We start from the raw sequence: 23,570 nt of genomic DNA, 5'->3' as shown, positions 1-23,570 counted from the left end.
GCCATGCTGCGCCTCTGTTTTGCCGTTCTGATGCTTCTGCTGGCACTGCCTGCCGCACAGGCCGCCGAACGGGTCGGCGAATTCACCGATGGGCAGGTGCTGCAGGGCCGCTTCGTGCAGCTTCGGCAGCTCTCTGGTTTTCCGGCACCGCTCAAAAGCGAAGGCCGCTTCACGCTGGCGGCCGGTCGCGGCCTGATCTGGCGGACGGAAACGCCCTTTGCCGTCACCACGGTCATCAGTCCTGCCGGCCTGGTGCAGGAGACCGGCGGCGTCGAGACCATGCGCCTGCCGGCTGCGCGGCTGCCGTTCATCGCGCGGCTCTATGCCATGCTAGGCGGTGCCCTGAGCGGCGACTGGCAGGGCCTTGAAGAGGCCTTCGTGGTGACGCGCGAGGGTAACGATAAGTCCTGGACCCTGCACCTGCTGCCGCGCAAGTCTGACGATGCGGCCATGCCTTTCCGCGAAATCCTCATCCAGGGCAGTCGCTATGCCGACCGTGTTGAGCTTCTGAAGTCCGATGGTGATCGTGATACGCTGGTCTTCCTCGATCAGGCCCTCGTGACCCAGTCGCTGGGCGCCGATGACATGCAGATACTTGCGACGGTGGGGCGCCGCTGATGCGTATCCTTGCCGTTCTGTGGCTGGCGGTCGTTCTCCTGGCCGGGCTGTATCTCGGCTACCGCTTTCATGACGGCGCGCTGTTCCGCACCGATCTGACGGCGCTGCTGCCGCAGGACGAACGAAACCCGGTGCTGCAGCAGGCCAGTGACACGGTTTCAAGGGCGCTGAGCAGCCGTGTGATTTTCATGATCGGTCATCAGGACCGTGTGGCGGCGCGCGTTGCGGCTGCGCAATTCTCGACCGATCTGCTTTACCGCGGCATCATCGAACGGTTCGACTCCCAATTCGATGCCGAGCGGGTGGTGCGCCTGGGTCGCCAGTATTTCCCCTATCGCGACGGCCTGCTGTCGGAGCGGCATCGCAGCCTGCTGATGCAGGACCGGGGCGAGCAGCTGTCGGTCAATGCCCTGTCGCAGGTCTTCGGCTTTGTCGGCATGGCGGACGCCGCCCTGCTGCGGCACGACCCTTTTCTGTTGCTGCCAGGCTTCATTGCCGACCTGCCGTTTCCGGCGTCGCGCCTGGTGGTGGATGATGGTTATCTCACCGTGGTCGACCAGGGCGTCACCTGGATCGCGCTGACCGGCCTGATCACCGGCGAGCCGATGTCGCTCGATACGCAGCAGCGGGTGATCGATGCGGTGGCCGAGGCTGAAACCAGGCTGAAAACGACGGCGCCGGGACTGGAGCTGCGTCGACTAGGCGTGACCTTCTTCGGTCATGCCGGTGCATCCGTGGCGCTCGAGGAAGCCTCCTGGCTCGGTGGCCTGTCGCTGATCGGCACCGTGCTGCTGATTCTGGTGGTGTTCCGGCGCATCGGGCCTCTGCTGTATAACCTGATGGCGTTGGCGACCGGCAGCATTGTCGCGCTCGCTGTCAGCTTCTTCATTTTCGGCGAACTGCATGTCGCTATCCTACTGTTCGGTACCAGCCTGATCGGTGTTGCCGTCGATTACGGCCTGCATTACAGCGCCAGTCTGTTTGATCCGGAGATGCGGCAGCCGTCTGAGCGGCTTGCGCATGTCGGCATCGCCATCACGCTGGGTCTGGCGACCACGCTGATCGGCTATGCTACCTTGCTGCTGGCGCCGTTTCCCGGTCTGCACCAGCTGGCGGTCTTCGCCGTGGTCGGACTGATCGCGGCTTTCTTGACGGTGATCCTCTGGATTCCGCTGCTCGATCGCGACCGCACGCTGCGCCATGGCGCCACCATGCTGCGTGCCGCTGGTGCACTCTGGCGTTTCTGGGCTGCGCCGCGTCTGCGGCCGCTGCGCCATGTCCTGCTTGCTCTGTTCGTGCTGATCGGTATCGCCGGCTGGCTGCGCCTGGAGGCGGATGACGATGTGCGCCACATGCAGGCGCTGTCGCCCGCGCTGCTGAAGCAGCAGGCGGATATCCAGCATCTGACCGGCGCAGTGCCGGCAACGCAGTTCCTGCTGATCAAGGCCAGCGATGACGAGGCCGCGTTGCAACGGGAAGAGGCGATCATGCCGGCGCTGGAGGCCATGAAGGCCAGCAGTCAGATCGCCAGCTATCAGGCGCCGGCCAGCTACGTGCCGTCGGCAGCACGCCAGCGCGAGAATGCGCAGCTCCGTGCCACCCGGCTCAATGCGCCGCTGCGGGATGGACAATATGCCAAGCTCGGCCTCCCGGTGCCCGCCGAGATTGCGCCGACGCAAAGCGTGTTGACCTTGGACGAGGCACTGCAGCGCGATGCCATCCCTTATCTGAAAGACATGGTTGTTGCGCCGGGCCTGCACACCATCACCTTGCACGGTCTGCAGGATGCCGCCGTACTGCGCGCTGCCTTCGCCGGCATGCCAGATCTGTGGGTGGTCGACCCGGTGATCGATTTCAATGCGCTGCTCGGCCGGTATCGCGGCCGCGCGGTGATGCTGATCGCCATCTCGGCGCTACTGATGCTGCTGCCGCTGTTCTGGCGTTATGGCCTGCGCGGTGGCCTGCGTGTGATGGCGCCGCCGGCCATGGCGCTGCTGCTGACGCCGGCCGTGCTGGCCCTGCTGGGCCAGCGCTTCACCTTCTTCCATGCCATGGCGATGATCCTGGTCCTGTCGATCAGCGTCGATTACGCGATCTTCTGTGCCGAGGGCGAGGCCGAGCATCATTCGATCATCATGCTGGCGATCTGGCTGGTCACTTTCACGACGCTGCTGTCCTTCGGCATGCTGGCCTTCAGCGAGGTGGCCGTGGTACATGGCTTCGGCCTCACCATGTTGGTCGGCATGTGCATTTCGCTGTTCCTGGCGCCGCTGGCGCGCCGGCAGACAATGGCGGGAGCGGCATGATGCGACGCTTCGCCCTGCCTGCTCTGCTGCTTCTGTTGCTGGCCGGCTGCGCCGCCGCGCCGCCACCGGTCTCGCCCGAAGAGGCTGCGCGACCGATGATCGCGCCCGCACGACTGCTAACCCTGCCGCAGCCTGCCGATCTCGGGCGTGAGGTTCAGGCCGTGCAGCTCATCACGCTGCGTCGCGACAATCAGGCGATCAACTTTGAAGGCCATCTCAGCGTCACGCCTGAGCGCCTGCTTCTGGTGGGCATCGACTCTGTAGGACGGCGGGCGATGACGCTGACCTGGACCGAAGCCGGCCTTGTTGCCGAAGCTGCGCCATGGCTACCGCCGGCGGTACGGCCGGGCAGCATGCTGGCGGATATCGTGCTGTTATACTGGCCGGCAGCGGCGGTGCGCGCCAGTCTGCCAGTTGGTGGGGCATTGATCGAAAGCGATGGCCGGCGCCAGATCCTGCTCGATGGCAAGCCGGCGCTCAGCATCGAATATGGTTTCGATATCGGCCGGCGTTGGACCGGCCGCCTGCGTTATACCAATCATTCCTGGGGCTACGAGATCGACGTCCAGTCGGTGGAGGCGGGATCGTGACGGCGCTGTCTCTGGGCATCACGGCGATGGGCCTGTGCACGCCGCTGGGGACCGGCAAGACCGCGACGGCGGCGGCACTCTTTTCCGGTTCTTCTGTCGGGCTGGTGCCGCGTGACGATCTGCTTCCGGGACGCAGGCTGCATATCGGCTCGCTGCCGCAGGATCTGCCGCCGCTGCCGGCTGCGCTGGCGCAGTGGGATTGCCGCAACAACCGGCTGATGATGCTGGCGCTGCAGGAAATCGCCGATCCGGTGCGCGAGGCCGCTGAACGCTATGGTCGTGATCGCATCGCCGTCATTATGGGCACCAGCACCGGCGGTATCGCCGAGGGCGAGCTGGCTTTCGCCGCGCATCGGCAGAGCGGGCAATGGCCGGATGGATTTCACTATCGCCATCAGGAAGCCGGCAGCCTGAGCCGTTTTTCTGCGGCGGTGTTCGGCCTCACCGGTCCGGCCTATGCGGTGGTGACCGCCTGCTCATCCAGCAGCAAGGTCTTCGCATCCGCACGTCGGCTGATCCAGGCCGGTGTAATCGATGCGGCGGTGGTTGGCGGCGCCGATACGCTCTGCCGCATGACGGTCGGCGGCTTCTCGGCGCTGGAGGCTGTATCGGCCGGCCGCTGCAATCCATTCAGCGCCCATCGCGACGGCATCAATATCGGCGAGGGTGCCGCCGCCTTTCTGCTCACGCGCGACGCGGCACCAGTACAGCTGCGCGGCATTGGTGAGGGGTCGGATGCGCATCACATCAGCGCGCCGGATCCCGAGGGCCATGGCGCTGCTACTGTGATGCGGCTGGCGCTGGCCGATGCGGATCTGACGCCGGGCGACATTGCCTATATCAATCTGCATGGCACCGGCACGGCACTGAACGACTCGATGGAGTCCAAGGCGGTGGATGCCGTCTTCGGTGCGGGCGTCGCCTGCAGTTCCACCAAAGGCATGACCGGGCATACGCTGGGCGCTGCCGGGGCCTGCGAAGCCGCTTTCCTGTGGCTGACCCTGCATCCCGACTGGAATCCGCAAGGGTATCTGCCGCCGCATCTGTGGGATGGCACTGCCGATCCGGCGCTGCCGCGCCTGGCATTGACTGCGGTCGGTGCCCGTCTGTCCGATCCCGGTGCGCCGGCGGCGCTGCTCAGCAATTCCTTTGCTTTCGGCGGCAGCAATCTGGCGCTGCTGTTTGCACGGGGAGGCCTGTGATGACGCTTTGCCCCTATCCGATCGAGCGGTTGCTGCCGCATGCTGCGCCGATGCTGCTGCTGGATGAAGCGATCGCCTATGACGATGCCGCCATGCAGGCCGGTGTCACGGTGCGTGAGGGCCTGTTTTTCCGGGCTGGCCGCGGCATGCCGGCGCATATCGCACTCGAATGGATGGCGCAGACCTGCGGCGCCTATATCGGCGCGCTGGCACTCGACAAAAAACTGCCGGTACGGATCGGTTATCTGCTCGGCACGCGCGACTTCCGCTGCAGCCGGGCATGGTTTTCCGCCGGTGAGCATCTGCATGTCCATGCCCGCCTGCTGTTCCGTGACGACGAGATGGGCGTATTCGACTGCCGCGTGGCGGAAGCCGCGACCGGCCTAGATCTGGCGCAGGCACAATTGACAGTCTACCAGCCAGCGGAAGGCAGCTCGCTTTCGGTCGGCGGTGGACAGAGGGGAATGCAGCCATGACACGATTCATACTGGTCACCGGTGCCAGCAAGGGTATTGGACGAGCCATTGCACTCCGGTTGGCGCGTGACGGTTTTGGCATCGCCGTACATTACGGCAGCGATCGCACCGGCGCTGAACAGACCTTGCAGATGCTGCAGGCTGCGGGCGGCACGGGCCGGGTAATTGGCTTTGACATATCAGACCGCGCTGCGGCCCAACAGGCGCTGGAGGCCGATACGCAGGCGCATGGTGTCTATTACGGCGTCGTGCTCAATGCGGGCATCGCGCGCGATGCGGCTTTTCCGGCCCTGTCCGATGATGACTGGGATTCGGTACTGCGCACCAATCTCGATGGATTCTACAATATCCTCAAGCCCCTGAGCATGCTGATGATCTCGGCACGGCAGGGCGGCCGTATCGTCACGCTGTCCTCAGTTTCAGGCCTGATCGGCAATCGCGGCCAGGTCAACTACAGTGCCGCGAAATCCGGTATCATCGGCGCGACCAAGGCCTTGGCCATCGAACTGGCCAAGCGCAAGATTACCGTGAACTGTGTGGCGCCCGGCCTGATCGAGACGCAGATGACAAAGGACGTACCGATGGCGGAAGCCCTGAAACTGGTGCCGATGAACCGGACAGGTCAACCCGACGAGGTGGCCGCCGCTGTTGCTTTCCTCTGCTCGGATGAGGCCAGCTATATCACCCGGCAGGTAATCTCGGTGAACGGGGGAATGATTTGATGCGGCGCGTTGCTGTCACCGGCATGGCCGGCATTACCGCCCTGGGCGAGGATTGGGCCAGCATTCGTGATCACATGATTCGCGGCGAAACGGCTGTGCGCGTGATGCCGGACTGGGATCGCTATGTCGGCATCAACACGCGTCTGGCCGCACCTTTGCCGGCCTTTACCGGAACCGATCACTATCCGCGAAAGAAGACGCGCACCATGGGCGCCGTCGCGCGGATGGGCGTTTATGCCACCGAACGCGCGTTGCAGGATGCCGGCCTGCATGATGATCCGGTCGTGCGCAGCGGCCGCACTGGCATTGCCTATGGATCGTCTTTCGGCAGTCCGGCCCCGGTGATCGGTTTTGCCGAACTGATGACGCAGGGACATTCGCGTACTCTGAATGCGACCACCTATATCCAGCTGATGAGCCATACCGCGGCGGTTAATATCGGGCTCTTCTTTGAGATAACGGGCCGTATCATCCCCACATCCAGTGCCTGCACCTCGGGCAGCCAGGCCATCGGCTATGCCTTGGAAGCGATCCGCAGCGGCAAAGCCGATGTCATGGTCGCAGGCGGTGCAGAGGAACTCGATGTTACTCAGGCCGCTGTGTTCGATACGCTGTTCGCCACATCGACGCGCAACGATCGGCCGCAAACGACGCCGCGGCCCTATGACCGCGACCGCGACGGCTTGGTAATTGGCGAGGGCGCTGCCACGCTGATTCTGGAAGATTATGATCGCGCCGTGGCGCGCGGCGCGCGCATCCATGCCGAGGCGGTGGGTTTCGCCACCAATTCAGACGGCAATCATGTCACCCAGCCGCAGGCCTCCACCATGGAGCTGGCGCTGCGGATGGCGCTTGAGGATGCCGGCCTGCAGGCGACGGACATTGGCGCGGTCAACGGTCATGGCACCGCGACGGAATGGGGCGATATCGCTGAGACGCAGGCGACCTACAATGTCTTTGGCGGGTCGACGCCGATGCATTCCCTCAAGAGCTATTTCGGTCATACGCTTGGCGCCTGCGGAGCCATAGAAGCTTGGTTGGCCATCGAGATGATGCGCGACGGCGTGCTATATCCGACTGTCAATCTGGTGAATGTTGATGAGCGCTGCGCACCCTTGGACTATGTGATGGGTTCTCCGCGCCAACACCTGCATAGCTATGTCATGTCTAACAACTTTGCTTTTGGCGGCATAAACACGTCTTTGATATTCCAGACTGCTTGATGAGATTTCCAATTCTAAAAATAAAACTCATAAATAAAAACCAATAAGAATAGCAAAGGAAGGGCGACAAATATCCAACGCATGAGTGAATTCTCGTTTCTAGATAAAAGACATCACATGCTGAATGTTATTATATTCATCATTATATCGCGAGCTGGTTTCCGAGTTCCTAGTTATCCATTTGACAATCAAGAATTGTCCGCAAAAATTACAACCTTTCCCATTATGAGCGGGCGCTCATGTTCCTGGAATGATCGTGACGAATCGGATATCAGGTATAATTGCGGGCGTGTTTCTGTTGGCGGCGACGCCTTGCATCGGTGCGGCTCAATCCTATACGGCAGGGATGATGCAACTGCCTCCTGTTAAGATGCCCGGGGCTGTTGTGCCGGGTGTTCCGATCACTGTCTGGTACCCAGCGAAGACGCCAGAGAAAATTGTGCAGTTCGGGGACGTAGAGCTCAAGGTGGCTTTGGATGCGGCCCCACTGCCGGGGCGCCGTCGCCTGATATTGATCTCGCATGGCAGCGAAGGGAGTGATCTAGCCCTAAGTAATTTGGCCCGGTTGTTGGCGCAGCGGGGGATGATCGTCGCGGCGCCTCGTCATCTGGGAGATAGCTTTGACGATAAATCGGCACACGGTTCGTCGCGGCAATTTGGAGCGCGCCCTTACCAGGCGTCGTATGCCTTGGATGTAGTGCTCAAGAATTCGAAACTATCCAAGGTTATTAACCCTCGTCAGATAGGCATGGTCGGGTATTCTGCCGGTGGTTATACGGCACTGGTGATGGCAGGCGCCAAAGCTGATCGCCAAAACTGGATTAAACATTGCCAGCAGCCCGTGGATCACGGTGCTGCTTGTCCTTTGGGCGGTTGGCTAACGAGCCTGGGATTGAGATTTCTCGATGATTGGGACAGGCCCCCGGAAACCCGTATTAAATCAGTGGTTCTGCTCGCCCCATTTGGCGTTATGTTTGATAAAGCCGCATTGGCGGATGTGAAGGTTCCCGTTTTGATGTTCCAGCCAGAACGGGATGAGGTGCTTCCCAACGCCTTCAATGGCGAATTAATCCGGGACTCTTTACCGCGTCGACCGGACTATCGCATTGTTCCGGGCGGGCATTTCATTTTTATCCAGCCCTGTTCGGCAAAGCTGGCTGCTGCGGTTCCGCGAGTTTGCGTAGATTCGCCGGGAGTGAACCGAGCCACTATCCAGTATCAAACAAACATCCAAATCGCCGACTTCTTTGTACGTTCTTTGGGTCGTGAATAAACGGATTGCGACAGAGTGTAGTTCAGTCCCGGACGACTGCTGCCGGGGCCAACTTCCATGGCCGGAAAAGAGCCTGAATAGCGCTCAGGCCAAAATCAGGCTCCTTCGCTGTCTCTGATTGCCGGAACCGGACGATAGCCACGCTTGGAGTCTCCGCTTGAACAGTAACAGGCCGGCGAATCGGGTAGGTAGGCGTTGGATTTTCGAGTGATGGGTCCGTATGGGGCGGGCACAATGATCGGCAGATCAGAGGTTGGGGGCACCGAGCTTGGATGTCTCTCTCTATATGTCCGTGGCCAGCTTGGGATTCAGAATGGGGTGTATTGGCCATTCGTGACAGTTCTGCTATATTCACTTTTGCTCCAATTTTGCTCCACTGCCGAATGCAAAGCGGTCGGTACCGGTGCAAGAGAATGCAGCTAAGTGGTTGAAGTTTTTGGAGGCAGGTCTCCAGTTGGCACAGGAAAACGGGCTGGGTTCCGGCTCATAACCTGAAGGTCAGAGGTTCAAATCCTCTCCCCGCAACCAAATTGAAAAACCCGCCGGCGCAAGCCTGGCGGGTTTTTTGTTGTCTGCGGCATGCTCCTTGCAGCTTTTCCGGCAGACCCATAACCGGAGCGACGCCCATGTTCACTCTGCATAATCCGCCCGACACCGCGCCGCTGCCCGGCCCGATCAGCTGGGGTGTGGAGATGCCAACGCCGCGGCGCCTGCTTTATGTCTCGGGCCAAGTGGGCGAGGATTCTGCCGGCGCGGTCGGCGATGGCATCCTGCGGCAGGCCGAGCTGACCTGGGGGAATGTCGGCGCCGTGCTGCGCGCCGCCGGGATGACGCCGCAGAATATCGTGCGCACCGGGATCTATTTCACCAGCGGGGTGGAGATGACCGATGCGCTGAAGGATGACCTCAACAAGATCCGCGTCGGTTTCCTGGGTGCGCATCGCCCGGCTTCGACGATCCTGTTTGTGCCGCGGCTGATGAATCCGGCCTGGCTGATCGAGATCGATGCCATCGCCGCAGAATTCTGACGGCTACTTGGCCTCGCGGTCATAGGCGACGCCGATCGCCGCCGGCAGTCGCGCGGCCCGCCCCATCAGTGCCAGCACGACGATGGCGATGATATAAGGCAGCATCTGCACGACATATGAGCTGATCGGCAGGCCGATGGTCTGGACCCTTAAATAAAGGGCCTCAGCCGCACCGAAGACCAGGCAGGCCACCAAAGTGCCGAAGGGCATCCAGCGACCGACGATGATCGCGGCCAGCGCGAGATAGCCGCGGCCCGAAGTCATTGCATCGGTGAAGGTGCCGATCTGCTGCAGCGCCAGCACAGCACCGCCAAGGCCGGCGATGGCGCCGCCGGCCAGCACGGCCCAGATGCGGATCGCCACCGGATCGGCGCCGATGGCATAGGCGGCCTGCGGGTTTTCACCCACGGCGCGCAGGGTCAGGCCTGCCTGGCTGCGCATCAGGAAGAAGAACATTGGCACGGTGATGAGCAGGGCCAGATAGGTAAGCGGCGGCTGCTGGAACAGCAGCGGCCCGACCCATGGCAGATCGGCGAGGCCGGGAATCGGCCAGGCCTGCAGCAATGGCACCTGGATCACCGGGGCCTGGCCGCGGCCGACGATGCTGCGCAGCAGGAAACTGGTCAGGCCGATGGCAAAGATATTGGCGGCCAGGCCGGTCACCATCTGCTCGGCGCCGAAGCGCACGGTGACGATGGCGACCACGCCGGCCAGGCAGGCGCCGCAGGCCAGGCTGGCGACCAGGCCGAGCGCGGCATTGCCGGTGATGAAGGTGGCAATCGCGGCCCCGAAGGCGCCGGCCAGCATCATGCCTTCCAGTCCGACGGCAAAGACGCCGGCCCGTTCCGACAGAATGCCACCCAGGGCCGCGAACAGCAGCGGCGTGGCAATACGCAACGCCGAGATCAGGAAATCGAGGGTTGCCGCATCCATGTCAGGCTTTCGGTTTGCGGCCGGCCGACGCCATGGCGGCCAGCACGAACAGCATGGTGAGCCCCTGGATCACGGTGACCAGCGACGACGGCACGCCGACCTGCCGCTGCATCGCCAGGGCACCGGTTTCCAGAAAACCGAAGAACAGTCCGGCCGGCACGACCGCCAGCGGGTTGAGCGCGCCGAGCAGGGCGATGGCCACGGCATTGAAGCCGAATCCATGCGAGAAGCCTTCGATCAGGCGGTAGTGGATCCCGAGCACTTCAATGCCACCGGCAAGGCCAGCCAGTCCGCCAGCCAGCAGCATGACGGTGAAGGTGCTGGCAGTTGGCGAGAAGCCGGCATAGAGCGCGGCGGGCCGGCTGCTGCCGAACACACGCAGCCCGAAGCCGTAGCGGGTATGCCAGAGAAAGACATGGGACAGCACGGCGATCACCGCCGCGATCAGGATGCCGTAATGCAGCTGCGTTCCCTGCAACAGTTTGGGCAGCCAGTAATCGGCTGGCAGCAGCGGGGATTGCGGGAAGCCGGCGCCATCCTCGCCCAGGCTGCCATGCAGGGCCGCGCCGACGATCAGCAGGGCGACGAAATTCAGCAGCAGCGTGACCAGAACTTCATGCACGCGGCGGCCGACATGAATGGCGGCAGCGAGGCCGGCCCAGGCCATGCCGCCGAGAATGCTGGCCAGCAGCGCCGAACCGATCGCCAGCACGGGATGGCCAAGCGGCAGCATGATGCCGACCCAGCTGGCGCAGAGCCCGCCGATGGCGATCTGGCCTTCGCCGCCGATATTGATGATCTTGGCGCGGAAGCACAGCGCAACGCCCAGTCCGGTGAGAATATAGGGCGTCGCCTTGTTAAAGCCGACGGCAATGCGATCGAACGAGCCAAATGCGCCGTTCAGCATGGCGCGAAAGGCCGTGAGTGGGTCCTTGCCGGAAAACATGATCAGAAGTCCGGTGCAGGCGAGCGCCAGCAGCACCGCCAGCGCGGCGCGGCTCAGCGAGGCCGGAATCTGGATGCGCCAGACCGGGCGTTTGGCGACAGGGGCGGCGGTTTCGCTCATGCCGCCTGCCCGACCGGGCCTGACGCATCCCCCAGGCTGCCAGCCATCATCAGGCCGATGCGACCGACATCCACGGCCTCGCGCGGCACCACGCCGACCAGACGGCCATCGAACAGCACGCCGATGCGGTCGCCGATCGACAGCACCTCGTCGAGTTCGGAGGAGATGTAGATCACGGCCGCCCCGCTGTCGCGCAGGGCCAGGATGCTGTCCATGACAAAGCGCGTGGCGCCGGGATCGAGGCCCCAGGTCGGCTGGTGGGCAATCAGCAGGCGCGGGCCGCGATCGATCTCGCGGGCGACGACGATCTTCTGCTGGTTGCCGCCCGACAGTTGCCGGGCCTGCAGGTCCGCACTCGGCGTGCGAATATCGAAAGCGGAGACCAGCCGCGCGGCGGCAGCGGCCAGACCGGCGCGGCTGAGCCATGGCCCGCGCGAAAACGGGGTCCGTGCGGAATCGCGCAGCATCAGATTCTCGGCAATGCTCATGCCCTGCACCAGGCTGGTCTGGGCCCGGTCGGCCGGCATATAGGCAATGCCGGCGGCCACGCGCGCGGCAATACCGGCCTGGCTGAGATCGGCGCCGTCCAGAAGGATACGGCCGGCCGTCAGGCGACGCAGGCCGGCGATCGCTTCGGCCAGTTCCAGCTGGCCGTTGCCGTCGACCCCGGCGATGGCCAGGATTTCACCGGCGGCCACATCGATGTCGATATTCCGCAACGCGACGCCCTGGCCCGCCGCGGTGGCGATGCCATTGAGGCTCAGCAGGGTTGTGGCAGCGGCAGACGGCCGGCGTTGCAGCGGCGCGGCGATGTCGCGGCCAACCATCATGCGGGCCAGTGTGTCGCGGTCAGTGCCGGCAGCCGTGGTGCGACCGGCCACCTTGCCGTCGCGCAGCACCACGATATCGTCGCAGACCTCCATCACTTCGCCGAGCTTGTGCGAGATGAAGATGATCGATTTTCCCTCGTTGCGCAGGCGCTGCATGATCTGCAGAAGGGCGGAAACTTCGGGAGGGCTGAGATTGGATGTGGGTTCATCGAGCACCAGGAGATCGGCGCCACGCAGTAGCGCCTTGAGAATCTCGACGCGCTGCCGTCGCCCCAGCGGCAGGTCGGCCACCATGGCGTCGGGGTCGAGATCGAGGCCGTAACGCGCGCTGGTTTCCTTCAGCAGGGCATGAATGGCATCGCGCCGCAACCAACGGCCGGCGGCCGGCCAGCCGAGCATGATATTCTCGGTAACCGTCATCGCCTCGATCAGCATGAAATGCTGGTGGATCATACCGATGCCGGCGGCGATGGCATCGCCCGGCGCATGGTCCGACAACTCCTTGCCTTTGAACAGAATGCTTCCGGCATCGGGCTTCACCATGCCGAACAGCACCTTCATCAATGTGCTCTTGCCGGAACCGTTCTCCCCGAGCAATCCAAGGATGGCGCCCGGGGGAACTGTCAGGGAAATGCCGTCATTGGCACGCACGGGACCGTAGGTCTTGACGATCCCGTGCATGTCCAGGAGCGGCTTCATAGCGCGACTATTACTTGCCGCCGCGGGCGTCATCCTTGGTCGGCGCCAGCTTCATCTCGCCGGTGGCGAACATCTTCTTGTAGGTATCGAGTTCGGCCACCACGGCGGCTGGTACGGCCGGGTGATAGGCGCGCTCCGGCGTCTGCTGCAGGGCGGCGCCGCTGGTGGCCGGCGTGTTGTAGCCATACATGACCAGATCGCCCGACAGCTTGCCGGCCTTCACCGCGTCTGCCGTCGCGGCATACATGTCGGCCCATTTCTCGACCACGTTGGTGATCACGTTCTCGGGTGCAATGGCGGTATGGCCGAAGGACCGTCCGGTGGTGAAGACATTCTTCTCCTTGGCGGCCTGGATCAGGCCGGCCTGCGCGGCATTGAGCTTGCCGGCCACCACATCGGCACCGCCTGCAATCAACGAGAAGGCGGCTTCCTTGGCGGCCGCGGCATCCTCGATATCCTTGATGTAGATGATCGAAACCTCGATATCGGGCTTGATGCGCTTGGCGCAGAGGCGATAGGCGCCGACCTGTGCCACCATGTTGGGCAGGCCTTCCAAGGCATAGACGCCGGCGATCTTGCCAGTCTTGGTCATTCGCGCGCCCAGGACGCCGAGCTGGCAGCCGAAATGCGTGTTGTCGTAATCGATCGACATCACGTTCTTGCCCTGGCCGCCGCCACCGGCGCCGGCGACGAACTGGACTTCGGGGAATTCAGGGCCAACGCGCTGGGCCGCCGACAGGAAGCGGCCGGAATGGCCGATCACGATCTTGTAGCCCTGGCGCGCATAATCACGCATCGCCTCGACATGGTCAGCCGCCGGCACGTTTTCCGAGTAGGCGGTCTGATATCCGCTATCTTTCATCTTCATCAGGCCGGCATAGCCCTGAGCGTTCCAGCTCTGGTCGTTGATGCTGCCAGGCAGCAGCATGGCGACCTTGGTCTGGGCGGCAGCAGGCTGGATCGCGAAAGCAAGGCCGGCTGCGGCAACCGCAAGCCCGGCAAGTTTCAGATGACGTTTCACGCCCATGTGTTGTTGCGTATTGACCATGGCAAGAACCTCCTTTGGTTCGGCAGCCGTTGCTGGGGAGTCTGCCGCTGCGTCATTGCAGCGGTATCTGGTGCAATAACCGAGCCAGAAGCATCAGGCGCGCCGCGCGATCACGGCGATCGGACCGCCGCCATCGGGGCCCTGATGTTCGGCACCGCCGGAAATGAACAGGTCGGTGCGGCCGATGGCGGCTGCGACCACGCCGCCGACCAGCGCGCGGGCATGCCGCGTGGCGTTGATATCGCTGTCGTCCCACATGATATGGCGATTGCCGCGAATACGGCCGCTGCGGGCCGGCTCGGCTTTTGCCAGCACAGCGCATAGGCGGCCTGCCTCGCTTTCGGGCAATTGCCCGTCAATGGAGAGTCCCGCGGCGCGCAGGGCGCGGCCGACTGCGGGAAAGTCGATGCCGTCTTCCATCACGGCATGGGCGATGATGCTGTCGCCGGCCCAGGCCTCGCTGTTGCCCATGACAATCACTTCATTGCGGGTCAATTCGACACCCGCGGATGCGCTGGCACGGCCAGACCAAAGTGTCAGGTCCTGACCGATGGCGGCATCATGCAGTTTGGCGGCATCGACTTCGCCGAGCGCCAGCGCCACGCCGAGCGCGGATGCACCGCGGGACAGGCCCATCGAGGCATAAGTATCTTCGGTGGCCACATCCTGGCCGCGTGCATGCGCCTCGGCCATGCGTTCCGAGGTCAGCAAGGGACATTTCACCTGCACGTAATGCACGTCGTCGACGGCCGTTATACCGGCCTGCTGCATGGCTTGCGTCACGGCATCGGCCGTGGCCTGCACCTGCGCCATACGGCCGATTTCCTCAGGCAGGAAACTACGCGTGAACGCCGTGCCGATGGCCATGGCCTTCTGTCCAGCGGAGGGTCGCTGGGCCGATTGCACGGAAAACACGATGTAATGCGGCGACAGGCCGCCTTCGGTGCCGCCCGACATCACCATGGCGACGCGTTCGCCGACTTCTTCAGGCGTGGATTCGAGCCGGCGAGCCAGCATCACCTGCAGTGCGAAAACCGCGTAGGCGCGGGTGAAATCGTTGACGCAGCCATTGCCCTCGGTCTTACCCAGGATGGCGACTACGGCCTCCGGTGCCACCGCACCGCTATTAAACAGTGCCTCGATTCCGCTCATGTCGCCCGGATGCTGCATGGCCACGCGGGTGACGCAGCATTCGAAAGCGGTATTGCTGAGCGCGTTCATACATGCACCGGAACTTTGGCGATTTCGCTTTCACGTCCCATGACATTGGCCTTGCCGATCTTGCCGAGCAGGTGATCACCGGATGTGGTCGGCCGGTATTTCGCCGGGGTACCGGCGTCCTGACAGGTCGGCAGGCAGGCGACTTCGGCGTCATAGTTTGGCTGATGGAAGAAGACCAGCGACATGCGGCGCGTCTGGTCCGAGGCGAGATCCCGCGGCGGATTGGCAACCCGATGCATGGTGGATACCCAGCGGTCGTTGGTCCACATCGCCATCAGGTCGCCGATATTGATGACGAAATCGTTTGGCGCGGTGCGCACATCGACCCAGTCACCTCTGGCAGTTCGGACCTGCAGGCCACCGGCAATGTTCTCCTGCAGCAGGATGGTCAGGCTGCCATAGTCGGTATGGGCGCCAGCACGCAGCTGGCCGGGCAATGGCTCGTCGGGCTGCGCCGGATAAAGATTGGCCTGCAGATGACTGATATGACGGTCGATCTTGTTGGCGAAGAACGTCTCGGGCAGGTCAAGCGCCACGGCAAAACTCTCCATCAGCAGCGCAGCAAGCTGCTCCATCTGCCGGTAATACCGGGTCCAGGTTGAGCGGAAGTCGACAGGGCGCTGCGGCCACAGGTTGGGAGCGTAGTAGCTGGCTCTGGCGCGTTCGGCATAGGCATCCAGGCCCGGCTCCACATGGCCGATGCGGAAGGTCTCCTTCAGGTCCGGCGGAGCGGCTTCGCCCAGGGAGTAAGACAGGCTTTCATCGCCCACGGCGCGGAAGCCGCGGATGCCCTTCTGCCCGCGCGGCGGCGCGATCTTCAGCTTGTCGGCCAGCGGCTGGGTGAAGAAGCTGCGGGAAATACCACGCATCGCATCGAGATCGGCTTCTGCAACGCCATGACCGGTGATGATGAAAAAGCCGATCTCGCGGCAGGCGCGGTCGATCTCGGCGGCAACCTGGCGGCGGGCGGCGGCATCGCCCAGGCGAAACGGCGTGATGTCGATCAGCGGTACGTAATCCAGAACTGCCATGACATGCCCCCGCAAGACCCGCAACGGCATTCAGTAAGCCGGGCACGAGTGATGCCGACAAGCAGCGTTTTCAGAGCAGACTGATCTGTTTTTAAGAGCGCTTCGGATCAGGCTTTGCGGCGCTGGCGGGCCGCCAGATCGGTTTTCAGGTTTTCCAGGAAAACGGCGGCGGCTACTGGCAGCTGACGGTTGCGCCCGATGCCGATCACCAGTCGTCCGCGCAAGGCGCGGTCAATCAGCGGAATGGCCACCAGGCCAGCGCCGCTGCGGGCGCCAATCTCGATCTGGAAGCAGATGGCCTGGCTGCGCGCCGCTACTGTCTGCATCACCGCCACCGAGTTGCCGGTGATCACGGGCCGCAGGGACAGTGACGATCCTTCCGTCGCCGTATCGAGCAGGCGGCGACCACCCAGGCTTTCGTCGCCCATCAGTATCGGATAGGGCAGGCAGTCGCTCAGCCGAAGCTTGTCGCGGCCGGTCAGCGGATGCCGCCGTGCCATCAGGGCCTGCAGGGCCTGGGGCACATCGGCAACCACGGCGAAGCTGCGGTCGGCGGGCGGGTTGAAGGCATAGCCGATATGGGCTTCCTCCCGAGCAATGGCGGACACCACCTGCTGACTGCCCACGACGTCAACGGTGAAGGTGACGCGGGGATGGCTGGCCTGGAAGGCGGCAATCTGCTCAGCCACGACGTCGGCAACCGCCTCGATGATGGCGAGATGGATATGGCCACGACGCAAACCGCGCAGTTCCTCGATCTGAGAGCGAGTCAGGTCGAAATCATGGGCGGTGCGGCGGATATGCGCGAGCAGGAGTTCGCCGGCGCTGGTCAGCCGGACGCCGCGTGCCTGTCGCTCGAACAATGCCACGCCGAGGCTTTTCTCAAGGTCCAGCACATGGTGATTGACGGCGGAGGAGGCGATGTTGAGCGCCGCCGCGGCCTTGCGGATCGAGCCGACGCGGGCGACCGCTTCGAAATAGGCAAAGGCGCGGGGACGGGATTGCTGTTTCATATGCTGCACGGCCGGACAGGATGCGATCCCTCTAAACTATCCGTTCCGGCTCGCTGAACGCAGCAAAATAGGTCTGGCAGCCACCAGAGAAGGCGGTCATGCCGGTCCGGGCATTAGGGTAGGGGGGGCGATCAGGGTTTTACGCGGATTGACTGCCGGATGGCCGCAGCCAGATCGGCATTCCGATAGGGCTTCTGCAGCAGGCGCCATTCGGATGCTCGCTCGGCCCCGGCCGTGACTCCCCCGGCATTCGCGGAGGTCAGCAGAATGGAGAGGCTGGGGCGCAGGGCAGCCACCTCGGCCGCCAGCTGGTAACCGTTCAGCGTGCCGGGCATGGCAACATCGGAGAACAGCAGGGTTACATCGCTTTGCTCCTTCAGGGTTGCGATGGCTTCCTCGCCGTTGCCGACTTCTAGCACGGCATAGCCAAGGTCCCGCAGGAAAGCGGACACGGCGGTGCGGACACCGGGATCGTCCTCGGCAAGCAGAATGCGCTCGCCGGCCAGCGCCTTCGGCATATCGGTCGGGTCGATCGCTGCTGTCCCTTGCACGAGAGAATGTGGGGTCTGATGCAGGCGGGGCAGAAGAATCTGGATCGTCGTGCCCTTGCCGACGGCACTGTTGAGCCTGATATGTCCGCCGGACTGTTGGACAAAACCATAGATGATACTGAGGCCCAGGCCGGTGCCCTTGCCATCTTCCTTCGCCGTGAAGAAGGGCTCGAAAACCTTGTCCATATGGGCCGGCGGAATACCGATTCCCGTATCAATAACGCTCAGTGAAACATAGTCGCCAGTCGGAATGTCACCGCCTGCGGCTGCCTTGACCACGACATTGCGGGTTTCCACGGTCAGATGCCCGCCCTCAGGCATGGCATCACGCGAATTGACCACCAGATTTATCAGGGCCGCTTCCATCTGGATGGGATCGGCATAGACGGCCCATAGATCGTTGCCGCGCATGACATCGAGGAATATCGTGTCGCCGATCAACCGGCGGAGTATGACTTCCGCGTCGCCGAGCAGGTCATTGAGGTCCAGGGGGCGCGGATCCAGTGCCTGGTGGCGGGCGAAAGACAGAAGCCGCTTGGTCAGGTCTGCGCACCGCAGGGCGCCGTTCAGCGCCAGGTCGATATTGCGCAAGAACGGGCCCTCGGAGTCCGCAATCCGGCGCATCCGGTCCAGACTGGAGATCACCACCGTCAGCATGTTGTTGAAGTCATGGGCAATGCCGCCGGTGAGGCGGCCGAGCGAGTCCATCTTCTGCCCGTGCACGACCTGCTGTTCGAGCATCCGGCGTTCGGAAACGTCAAGCAAACTGCCCACGATCTCGGACGGTGCACCGTCACCGCGCGCAACATAAACGGCATGATTGAGGAAGTATCGCGATGCGCCATCGGCACAGAGCCAGCGGTATTCGGTCACGCAGGTTCCGGTCTCCGACAGCTGCTCGAACTGTTGACGCACCAACGGCTGGTCATCGGGATGAATGCGGTCGAACCAGAATCCGGGCTCCAGGAAACGCGCCGATGGAAAGCCCGATGGCCTCTGCACGGTTTCGCTGATGCGCAACGGTGCCATGAACGCGCGGTCGGCCGTCGTCGAGTATAGTGCAATCGGCAGGGAACGCAGGATCAGCGCCTGCCATTCCTCCGCCCGCTGCAGTGCGGTTTCGGCGGCCTCACGGCTGGCATTGGCCTGCAGGTTGGCCTGCAGCAGGCGCCGCTCTTGTTCCGCCTTGCGGCTGATCTCGCGGGTTTTCTTGTAGAGATCAACAAAGACAGACACCTTCGAGCGCAGAATGAAGGGTTCGATCGGCTTGAAGACGTAATCGACGGCGCCGGCCGTGTAGCCCTTGAATTCGTGGACTTCATTGCGGCTGACGGCGGTCAGGAAGATGATCGGTATGTGGCGGGACCGTTCACGATTGCGCACCAGGCCGGCTGTTTCATAGCCATCCATACCTGGCATCAGAACGTCCATCAGGATCAGGGCGCAATCGTTGTGCAGGAGATAACGCAGCGCCTCCTCGCCCGAGCGGGCGAAAACCAGTTCCTCACCTAATTCGTCCAGGATGACCTGCAGCGCAGTGAGATTGCGCTCGTCATCGTCGACGATCAGAATCCGGGCCTTGTCGAAGGCCGCAGCGCCGGGCTCCGTGTCTGCCTGGCCCATGCCCGGGGGTGCGACCTGAATGCTTGCTTGCTCGTGCATCATGTCACCGGGTCATTCGCCGGCCAGGACATGAATCTGGCTGCGCCGGATCCAGACGCGGATCAGGGAAACCAAGTGATCAACATCGACAGGCTTGGAAATATAATCGGATGCACCCGCCTGGATGCACTTCTGGCGATCGCCTTTCATGGCCTTGGCGGTCACGGCAATGAGCGGCAGGCCACGCAGCTGTTCATGCTGGCGGATGACGCCCATGGTCTGATACCCGTCCATGTCCGGCATCATGATATCGATCAGTGCAACGTCGATATCCGGATGGTCCAGCAGCGTCTGCACACCGTCCCGGCCGTTTTCTGCATAGATTACCTGGACCTCGTGCTGTTCAAGGACGCTGGTGAGCGAGAAGATATTGCGGATGTCGTCATCGACGATCAGGATTTTTTTGCCGCGCAGTGTCGGATCCTTCTGGTGCACCTGGCCGAGCAGATGGCGCTGATCCGCGGTCATGCTGCTGAGAGTCTGATGCAGGAACAGAGAGGTTTCTTCCAGCAGCTCGCCTTTGCTCTTGGCCTCCAGCAGAAGGGCGTCATTGCCTTTCTGCTGGGCCTGGCCAGAGGCGGGCAGGGGTTGGTCCGAATAGACGATCACTGGCATGCGGTCTTGCGTGTGAAGCGTGCGATACTGCTGCACAAGCGCTGTGGTTTCGTCGTCATAGGAGCCGATATCCACCACAATGCAATCCGGGGTCATAGTCTCCAGGCAGGCAGCGAAGCCTGCCTTCGATGCAGCGACAGTGACGTCGATATCGCCGGTCTGCACCATCTTTGCTGTCGCTTCTGCATGAGCGGCATCCTGATCGAACAGCAGAAGCGCCCGGGTGCCGTACTTGGAGTAATGACTGATCTTGTCCAGCGCGGCCAGCAGCGTATCACGGTCGGCTGGCTTGCCGGTGAAACCGTAGGCCCCGAGCGACAGGCCGCTGGCCTGCAGCTCATCGCCCGAAATGACATGTACCGGGATGTGGCGCGTGGTGGGCTCGCGTTTAAGAAGATCGAGCAGGGCGAGGCCATCCATATCGGGGAGGCCAACATCAAGCGTGATGGCGCTGGGCTGATACCGCTTGGCCAGTGTCAGTACACCGGCTCCCGCCGTGGCAACGATGCCTTTGGCGCCTTTCTCGCGGACAACATCGAGCAGGATCGAAGCGAAGCTGTGGTCGTCTTCCACGATCAGCACGACAGGGTCGCCTGGCTTGATCTGGTCGCGATCGTCGCTGATTTCGATCGGGGCCAGCAAAGCAAGGCCAGCTTCGGCGCCGCTGTTTATATAGCGTGCCGGCGAGCGACTGAGCGCGGGCTGTTCGAGGGCTGGCTCGAAATCCATCGGCAGGAACAAGGTGAACGTGCTTCCCGTGCCCGGCGTGCTGGCCACCTGGATTTCGCCATTGAGAAGGCGGGCGATCTCGCGGCTGATGGAAAGCCCCAGGCCTGTGCCGCCGTATTTTCGGCTTGTGGTGCCATCGGCCTGCTGGAACGCTTCGAAGATCAGGCGCTGCTTCTCCTCCGGGATACCAATGCCGGTGTCTGTGACCGAGATGGCGAGCGCCGTGTTGCTCGCGGTGCCCCGCTTGTGGGTGACGGCCCAGTTATGCGGGGCGACCTTCGCTTCCAGCGTGACGCTGCCTTCGTGCGTGAACTTGAAGGCATTCGACAGCAGATTCATGACGATCTGCTGCAGGCGCTTTTCATCGGTGCGGACTGTAGTGGGAAGATTCTCGAACTTGATGTTGAAGGCGAGCTTCCTGTCGTTGGCGATCTGCGTAAAGGTACGCTCCATATGAATCCGCAGATTTTCCAGGGGCAGGTCACTGACATCGAGAGTAACCGTGCCGGATTCGATCTTTGACAGGTCCAGAATGTCGTTGATCAGGGACAGAAGATCGGAGCCGGCGGCATGAATGGTGCGGCAGAAATCGGTCTGCTTCTCGGTCAGGTTGCCGTCCGGATTGTCGGACAGCAACTTGCTGAGGATCAGCAGGCTGTTCAGCGGCGTGCGCAGTTCGTGCGACATGTTTGCCAGGAATTCCGACTTGTACTTTGAGGTCAGGGCAAGCTGCTCGGCTTTTTCTTCCACCGCGCTGCGCGCCATCTCGATTTCGATATTCTTGGCTTCGACCTGCTTTTTCTCGTTCGAAAGCAGGACGGCTTTTTCCTGCAGTTCCTCGTTGGTGCGACGCAATTCGTCCTGCTGGTTCTTGAGCAGCTCTTCCGATTCCCGCAGCGACTTCGCCTGCAACTCCAAGCGGTCATTCGTTGTCTTCAACTCTTCCTGCTGGCTCTGCAGTTCGCGGGTCAGCAGCTGGGATTGCTGCAGCAGGCCCTCTGTGCGCATGGTGGCGGCGATGGTGTTCAGAACGATGCCAATGCTTTCCATGAGCTGATCGAGGAAGAGCTGGTGGGTATCGCTGAAGCTGCTGAAACTGGCCAGTTCGATGACCGCATTCACCTCGCCTTCGAAGAGTACGGGCAGAACCAGGATGTTGGCGGGCGGTGCGTCGCCCAAAGCCGAACCGATGCGGAGATAGTGCTCCGGCGCCGTGGTTAGAAGCATGCGGCGCTTGTCGGCGGCGCACTGGCCGATCAGGCCTTCGCGCAAGCGGATTTTCGGTGCCAGAATGGCCTGTCGCTCGGCGGCATAGGACGCAACGAGATCCAGGTTGACACCATCGTCATCATGATTGGTGACGTAGACCACGGCATATTGGGCATTCACCAGCGGTGCGAGTTCGGACAAGATCAGGTTGGTGACCGTGTTGAGGTCTCGTTCGCCCTGCAACATGCGCGAGAAGCGGGCCAGATTGGTCTTCAGCCAATCCTGCTCGGTGTTCTTAAGGGTCGTGTCCTTAAGATTTCGGATCATTTCGTTGATGTTGTCTTTCAGAACCGCGACTTCACCGAGGGCTTCCACGGTGATCGAGCGTGTCAGGTCGCCCTTCGTCACGGCGGTCGCCACCTCTGCGATGGCGCGCACCTGGGTGGTCAGGTTGGCGGCAAGCTGGTTGACGTTATCAGTCAGGTCGCGCCACAGGCCGGCCGCACCAGGTACTTTGGCCTGGCCGCCCAGCTTGCCGTCGATACCCACTTCGCGCGCCACGTTGGTCACCTGATCGGCGAAGGTGGCGAGCGTCTCGATCATGAAGTTGATGGTGTCGGCGAGGGCAGCGATTTCGCCCTTCGTTTCCACCTCCAGCTTGCGGGTCAGGTTGCCCTGGGCCACGGCAGTCACAACTTCGGCGATGCCGCGCACCTGACCGGTCAGATTGGCGGCCATCATGTTGACATTGTCGGTGAGGTCCTTCCAGGTGCCATCGACACCTTCCACCTGCGCCTGGCCACCGAGCTTGCCCTCGGTGCCGACTTCGCGGGCCACGCGGGTCACTTCCGAAGCAAACGAGTTGAGCTGGTCCACCATGGTATTGATGGTGTTCTTGAGCTGGAGGATTTCGCCCTTCACGTCCACGGTGATCTTTTTGGACAGATCGCCCGTAGCGACAGCCGTGGTCACTTCGGCGATGTTGCGCACCTGGCCGGTCAGGTTGGCGGCCATCAGATTGACGTTGTCGGTAAGGTCTTTCCAGGTACCGGCGACGCCTTCCACACGAGCCTGGCCCCCCAGATTGCCTTCGGTGCCGACCTCGCGCGCCACGCGGGTCACTTCCGAGGCAAACGAGTTGAGCTGATCCACCATGGTATTGATGGTGTTCTTCAGTTCTAGGATTTCGCCCTTCACGTCCACAGTAATCTTTTTGGACAGATCGCCGTTGGCCACGGCCGTCGTCACGTCTGCGATGTTACGCACCTGGCCGGTCAGGTTGGCCGCCATCAAATTGACGTTGTCGGTGAGGTCCTTCCAGGTGCCGCCCACGCCCTTCACCTTGGCCTGACCGCCGAGCTTGCCCTCGGTGCCGACTTCGCGGGCCACGCGGGTCACTTCCGAAGCAAACGAGTTGAGCTGGTCCACCATGGTGTTGATGGTGTCTTTGAGCTGAAGGATTTCGCCCTTCACGTCCACGGTGATCTTTTTGGACAGATCGCCCTTCGCCACCGCGGTGGTGACC

At 62.5% G+C, this 23,570-nt stretch carries 18 protein-coding genes; 9 read left to right on the top strand and 9 right to left on the bottom strand.

Annotation, left to right across the window (positions count from 1 at the left end):
• Window positions 1-3: 3 nt before the first annotated feature.
• The 9 genes from AC1ROT_RS07430 (at window position 4) to AC1ROT_RS07390 (ending at window position 9,438) form a co-directional block, all read left to right on the top strand.
• On the top strand, window positions 4-618 hold the full coding sequence (locus tag AC1ROT_RS07430; RefSeq protein WP_493001137.1) for an outer membrane lipoprotein carrier protein LolA: 615 nt from the start codon (window positions 4-6) through the stop codon (window positions 616-618).
• A complete protein-coding gene (locus AC1ROT_RS07425) occupies window positions 618-2,924 on the top strand; it encodes an MMPL family transporter (RefSeq protein ID WP_492998121.1) in 2,307 nt (768 codons plus the stop codon). The genes AC1ROT_RS07430 and AC1ROT_RS07425 overlap by 1 nt, the downstream gene beginning before the upstream one ends.
• The gene (locus tag AC1ROT_RS07420) at window positions 2,921-3,514 is read left to right on the top strand and encodes a DUF3261 domain-containing protein (RefSeq protein ID WP_492998119.1); all 594 of its coding nucleotides are present in this window, start codon (window positions 2,921-2,923) and stop codon (window positions 3,512-3,514) included. Before AC1ROT_RS07425 ends, AC1ROT_RS07420 begins: the two co-directional genes overlap by 4 nt.
• Window positions 3,511-4,716, top strand: a complete 1,206-nt coding sequence (locus tag AC1ROT_RS07415) for a beta-ketoacyl-[acyl-carrier-protein] synthase family protein (RefSeq protein ID WP_492998118.1) — start codon at window positions 3,511-3,513, stop codon at window positions 4,714-4,716. Before AC1ROT_RS07420 ends, AC1ROT_RS07415 begins: the two co-directional genes overlap by 4 nt.
• Window positions 4,716-5,192 (top strand): hotdog family protein, encoded by a 477-nt coding sequence (locus tag AC1ROT_RS07410; protein WP_492998116.1) that lies wholly within the window; start codon window positions 4,716-4,718, stop codon window positions 5,190-5,192. The genes AC1ROT_RS07415 and AC1ROT_RS07410 overlap by 1 nt, the downstream gene beginning before the upstream one ends.
• Entirely contained in the window at window positions 5,189-5,914 is a 726-nt protein-coding gene (locus AC1ROT_RS07405) for a 3-ketoacyl-ACP reductase FabG2 (protein ID WP_492998114.1), read from the top strand. Before AC1ROT_RS07410 ends, AC1ROT_RS07405 begins: the two co-directional genes overlap by 4 nt.
• Window positions 5,914-7,137 (top strand): beta-ketoacyl-ACP synthase, encoded by a 1,224-nt coding sequence (locus tag AC1ROT_RS07400; RefSeq protein WP_492998112.1) that lies wholly within the window; start codon window positions 5,914-5,916, stop codon window positions 7,135-7,137. The genes AC1ROT_RS07405 and AC1ROT_RS07400 overlap by 1 nt, the downstream gene beginning before the upstream one ends.
• Before the next feature lie 250 nt (window positions 7,138-7,387).
• Window positions 7,388-8,410, top strand: coding sequence for an alpha/beta hydrolase family protein (locus tag AC1ROT_RS07395; RefSeq protein WP_492998110.1), 1,023 nt, complete (start codon window positions 7,388-7,390; stop codon window positions 8,408-8,410).
• A gap of 626 nt (window positions 8,411-9,036) precedes the next feature.
• Complete coding sequence (locus AC1ROT_RS07390; RefSeq protein ID WP_492998108.1) at window positions 9,037-9,438, top strand: RidA family protein; 402 nt, start codon at window positions 9,037-9,039, stop codon at window positions 9,436-9,438.
• Between the two features lie 3 nt (window positions 9,439-9,441).
• Here the strand turns inward: AC1ROT_RS07390 and AC1ROT_RS07385 are convergent, their stop codons facing one another.
• The 9 genes from AC1ROT_RS07385 to AC1ROT_RS07345 all read right to left on the bottom strand — a co-directional run.
• Entirely contained in the window at window positions 9,442-10,371 is a 930-nt protein-coding gene (locus AC1ROT_RS07385) for an ABC transporter permease (protein WP_492998106.1), read from the bottom strand.
• A gap of 1 nt (window position 10,372) precedes the next feature.
• Window positions 10,373-11,437 carry an ABC transporter permease gene (locus AC1ROT_RS07380; RefSeq protein WP_492998104.1) on the bottom strand — a complete coding sequence of 355 codons (1,065 nt, stop codon included), beginning with the start codon at window positions 11,435-11,437 and terminating at the stop codon, window positions 10,373-10,375.
• Window positions 11,434-12,966 (bottom strand): ABC transporter ATP-binding protein, encoded by a 1,533-nt coding sequence (locus tag AC1ROT_RS07375; RefSeq protein WP_492998102.1) that lies wholly within the window; start codon window positions 12,964-12,966, stop codon window positions 11,434-11,436. Before AC1ROT_RS07375 ends, AC1ROT_RS07380 begins: the two co-directional genes overlap by 4 nt.
• 10 nt (window positions 12,967-12,976) lie before the next feature.
• Entirely contained in the window at window positions 12,977-14,014 is a 1,038-nt protein-coding gene (locus AC1ROT_RS07370) for a BMP family protein (protein WP_492969333.1), read from the bottom strand.
• A 93-nt stretch (window positions 14,015-14,107) separates the two neighbouring features.
• Window positions 14,108-15,235, bottom strand: coding sequence for a cyanuric acid amidohydrolase (atzD, locus tag AC1ROT_RS07365; protein ID WP_492998100.1), 1,128 nt, complete (start codon window positions 15,233-15,235; stop codon window positions 14,108-14,110).
• Window positions 15,232-16,266, bottom strand: coding sequence for an isopenicillin N synthase family dioxygenase (locus AC1ROT_RS07360; RefSeq protein WP_492998098.1), 1,035 nt, complete (start codon window positions 16,264-16,266; stop codon window positions 15,232-15,234). The genes atzD and AC1ROT_RS07360 overlap by 4 nt, the downstream gene beginning before the upstream one ends.
• A gap of 107 nt (window positions 16,267-16,373) precedes the next feature.
• Window positions 16,374-17,279: a LysR family transcriptional regulator gene (locus tag AC1ROT_RS07355; protein WP_492969336.1), complete on the bottom strand. Its 906-nt coding sequence runs from the start codon at window positions 17,277-17,279 to the stop codon at window positions 16,374-16,376.
• Window positions 17,280-17,410: 131 nt separating this feature from the next.
• Window positions 17,411-19,453: a response regulator gene (locus AC1ROT_RS07350; protein WP_492998097.1), complete on the bottom strand. Its 2,043-nt coding sequence runs from the start codon at window positions 19,451-19,453 to the stop codon at window positions 17,411-17,413.
• A gap of 51 nt (window positions 19,454-19,504) precedes the next feature.
• The coding region (locus AC1ROT_RS07345; protein ID WP_492998095.1) for a response regulator at window positions 19,505-23,570 on the bottom strand (4,066 nt) is incomplete at its 5' end.

This window comes from Ferrovibrio sp. GW821-FHT12E11, from assembly GCF_058806975.1.
This window is presented reverse-complemented; position numbering and strand designations above follow the sequence as displayed.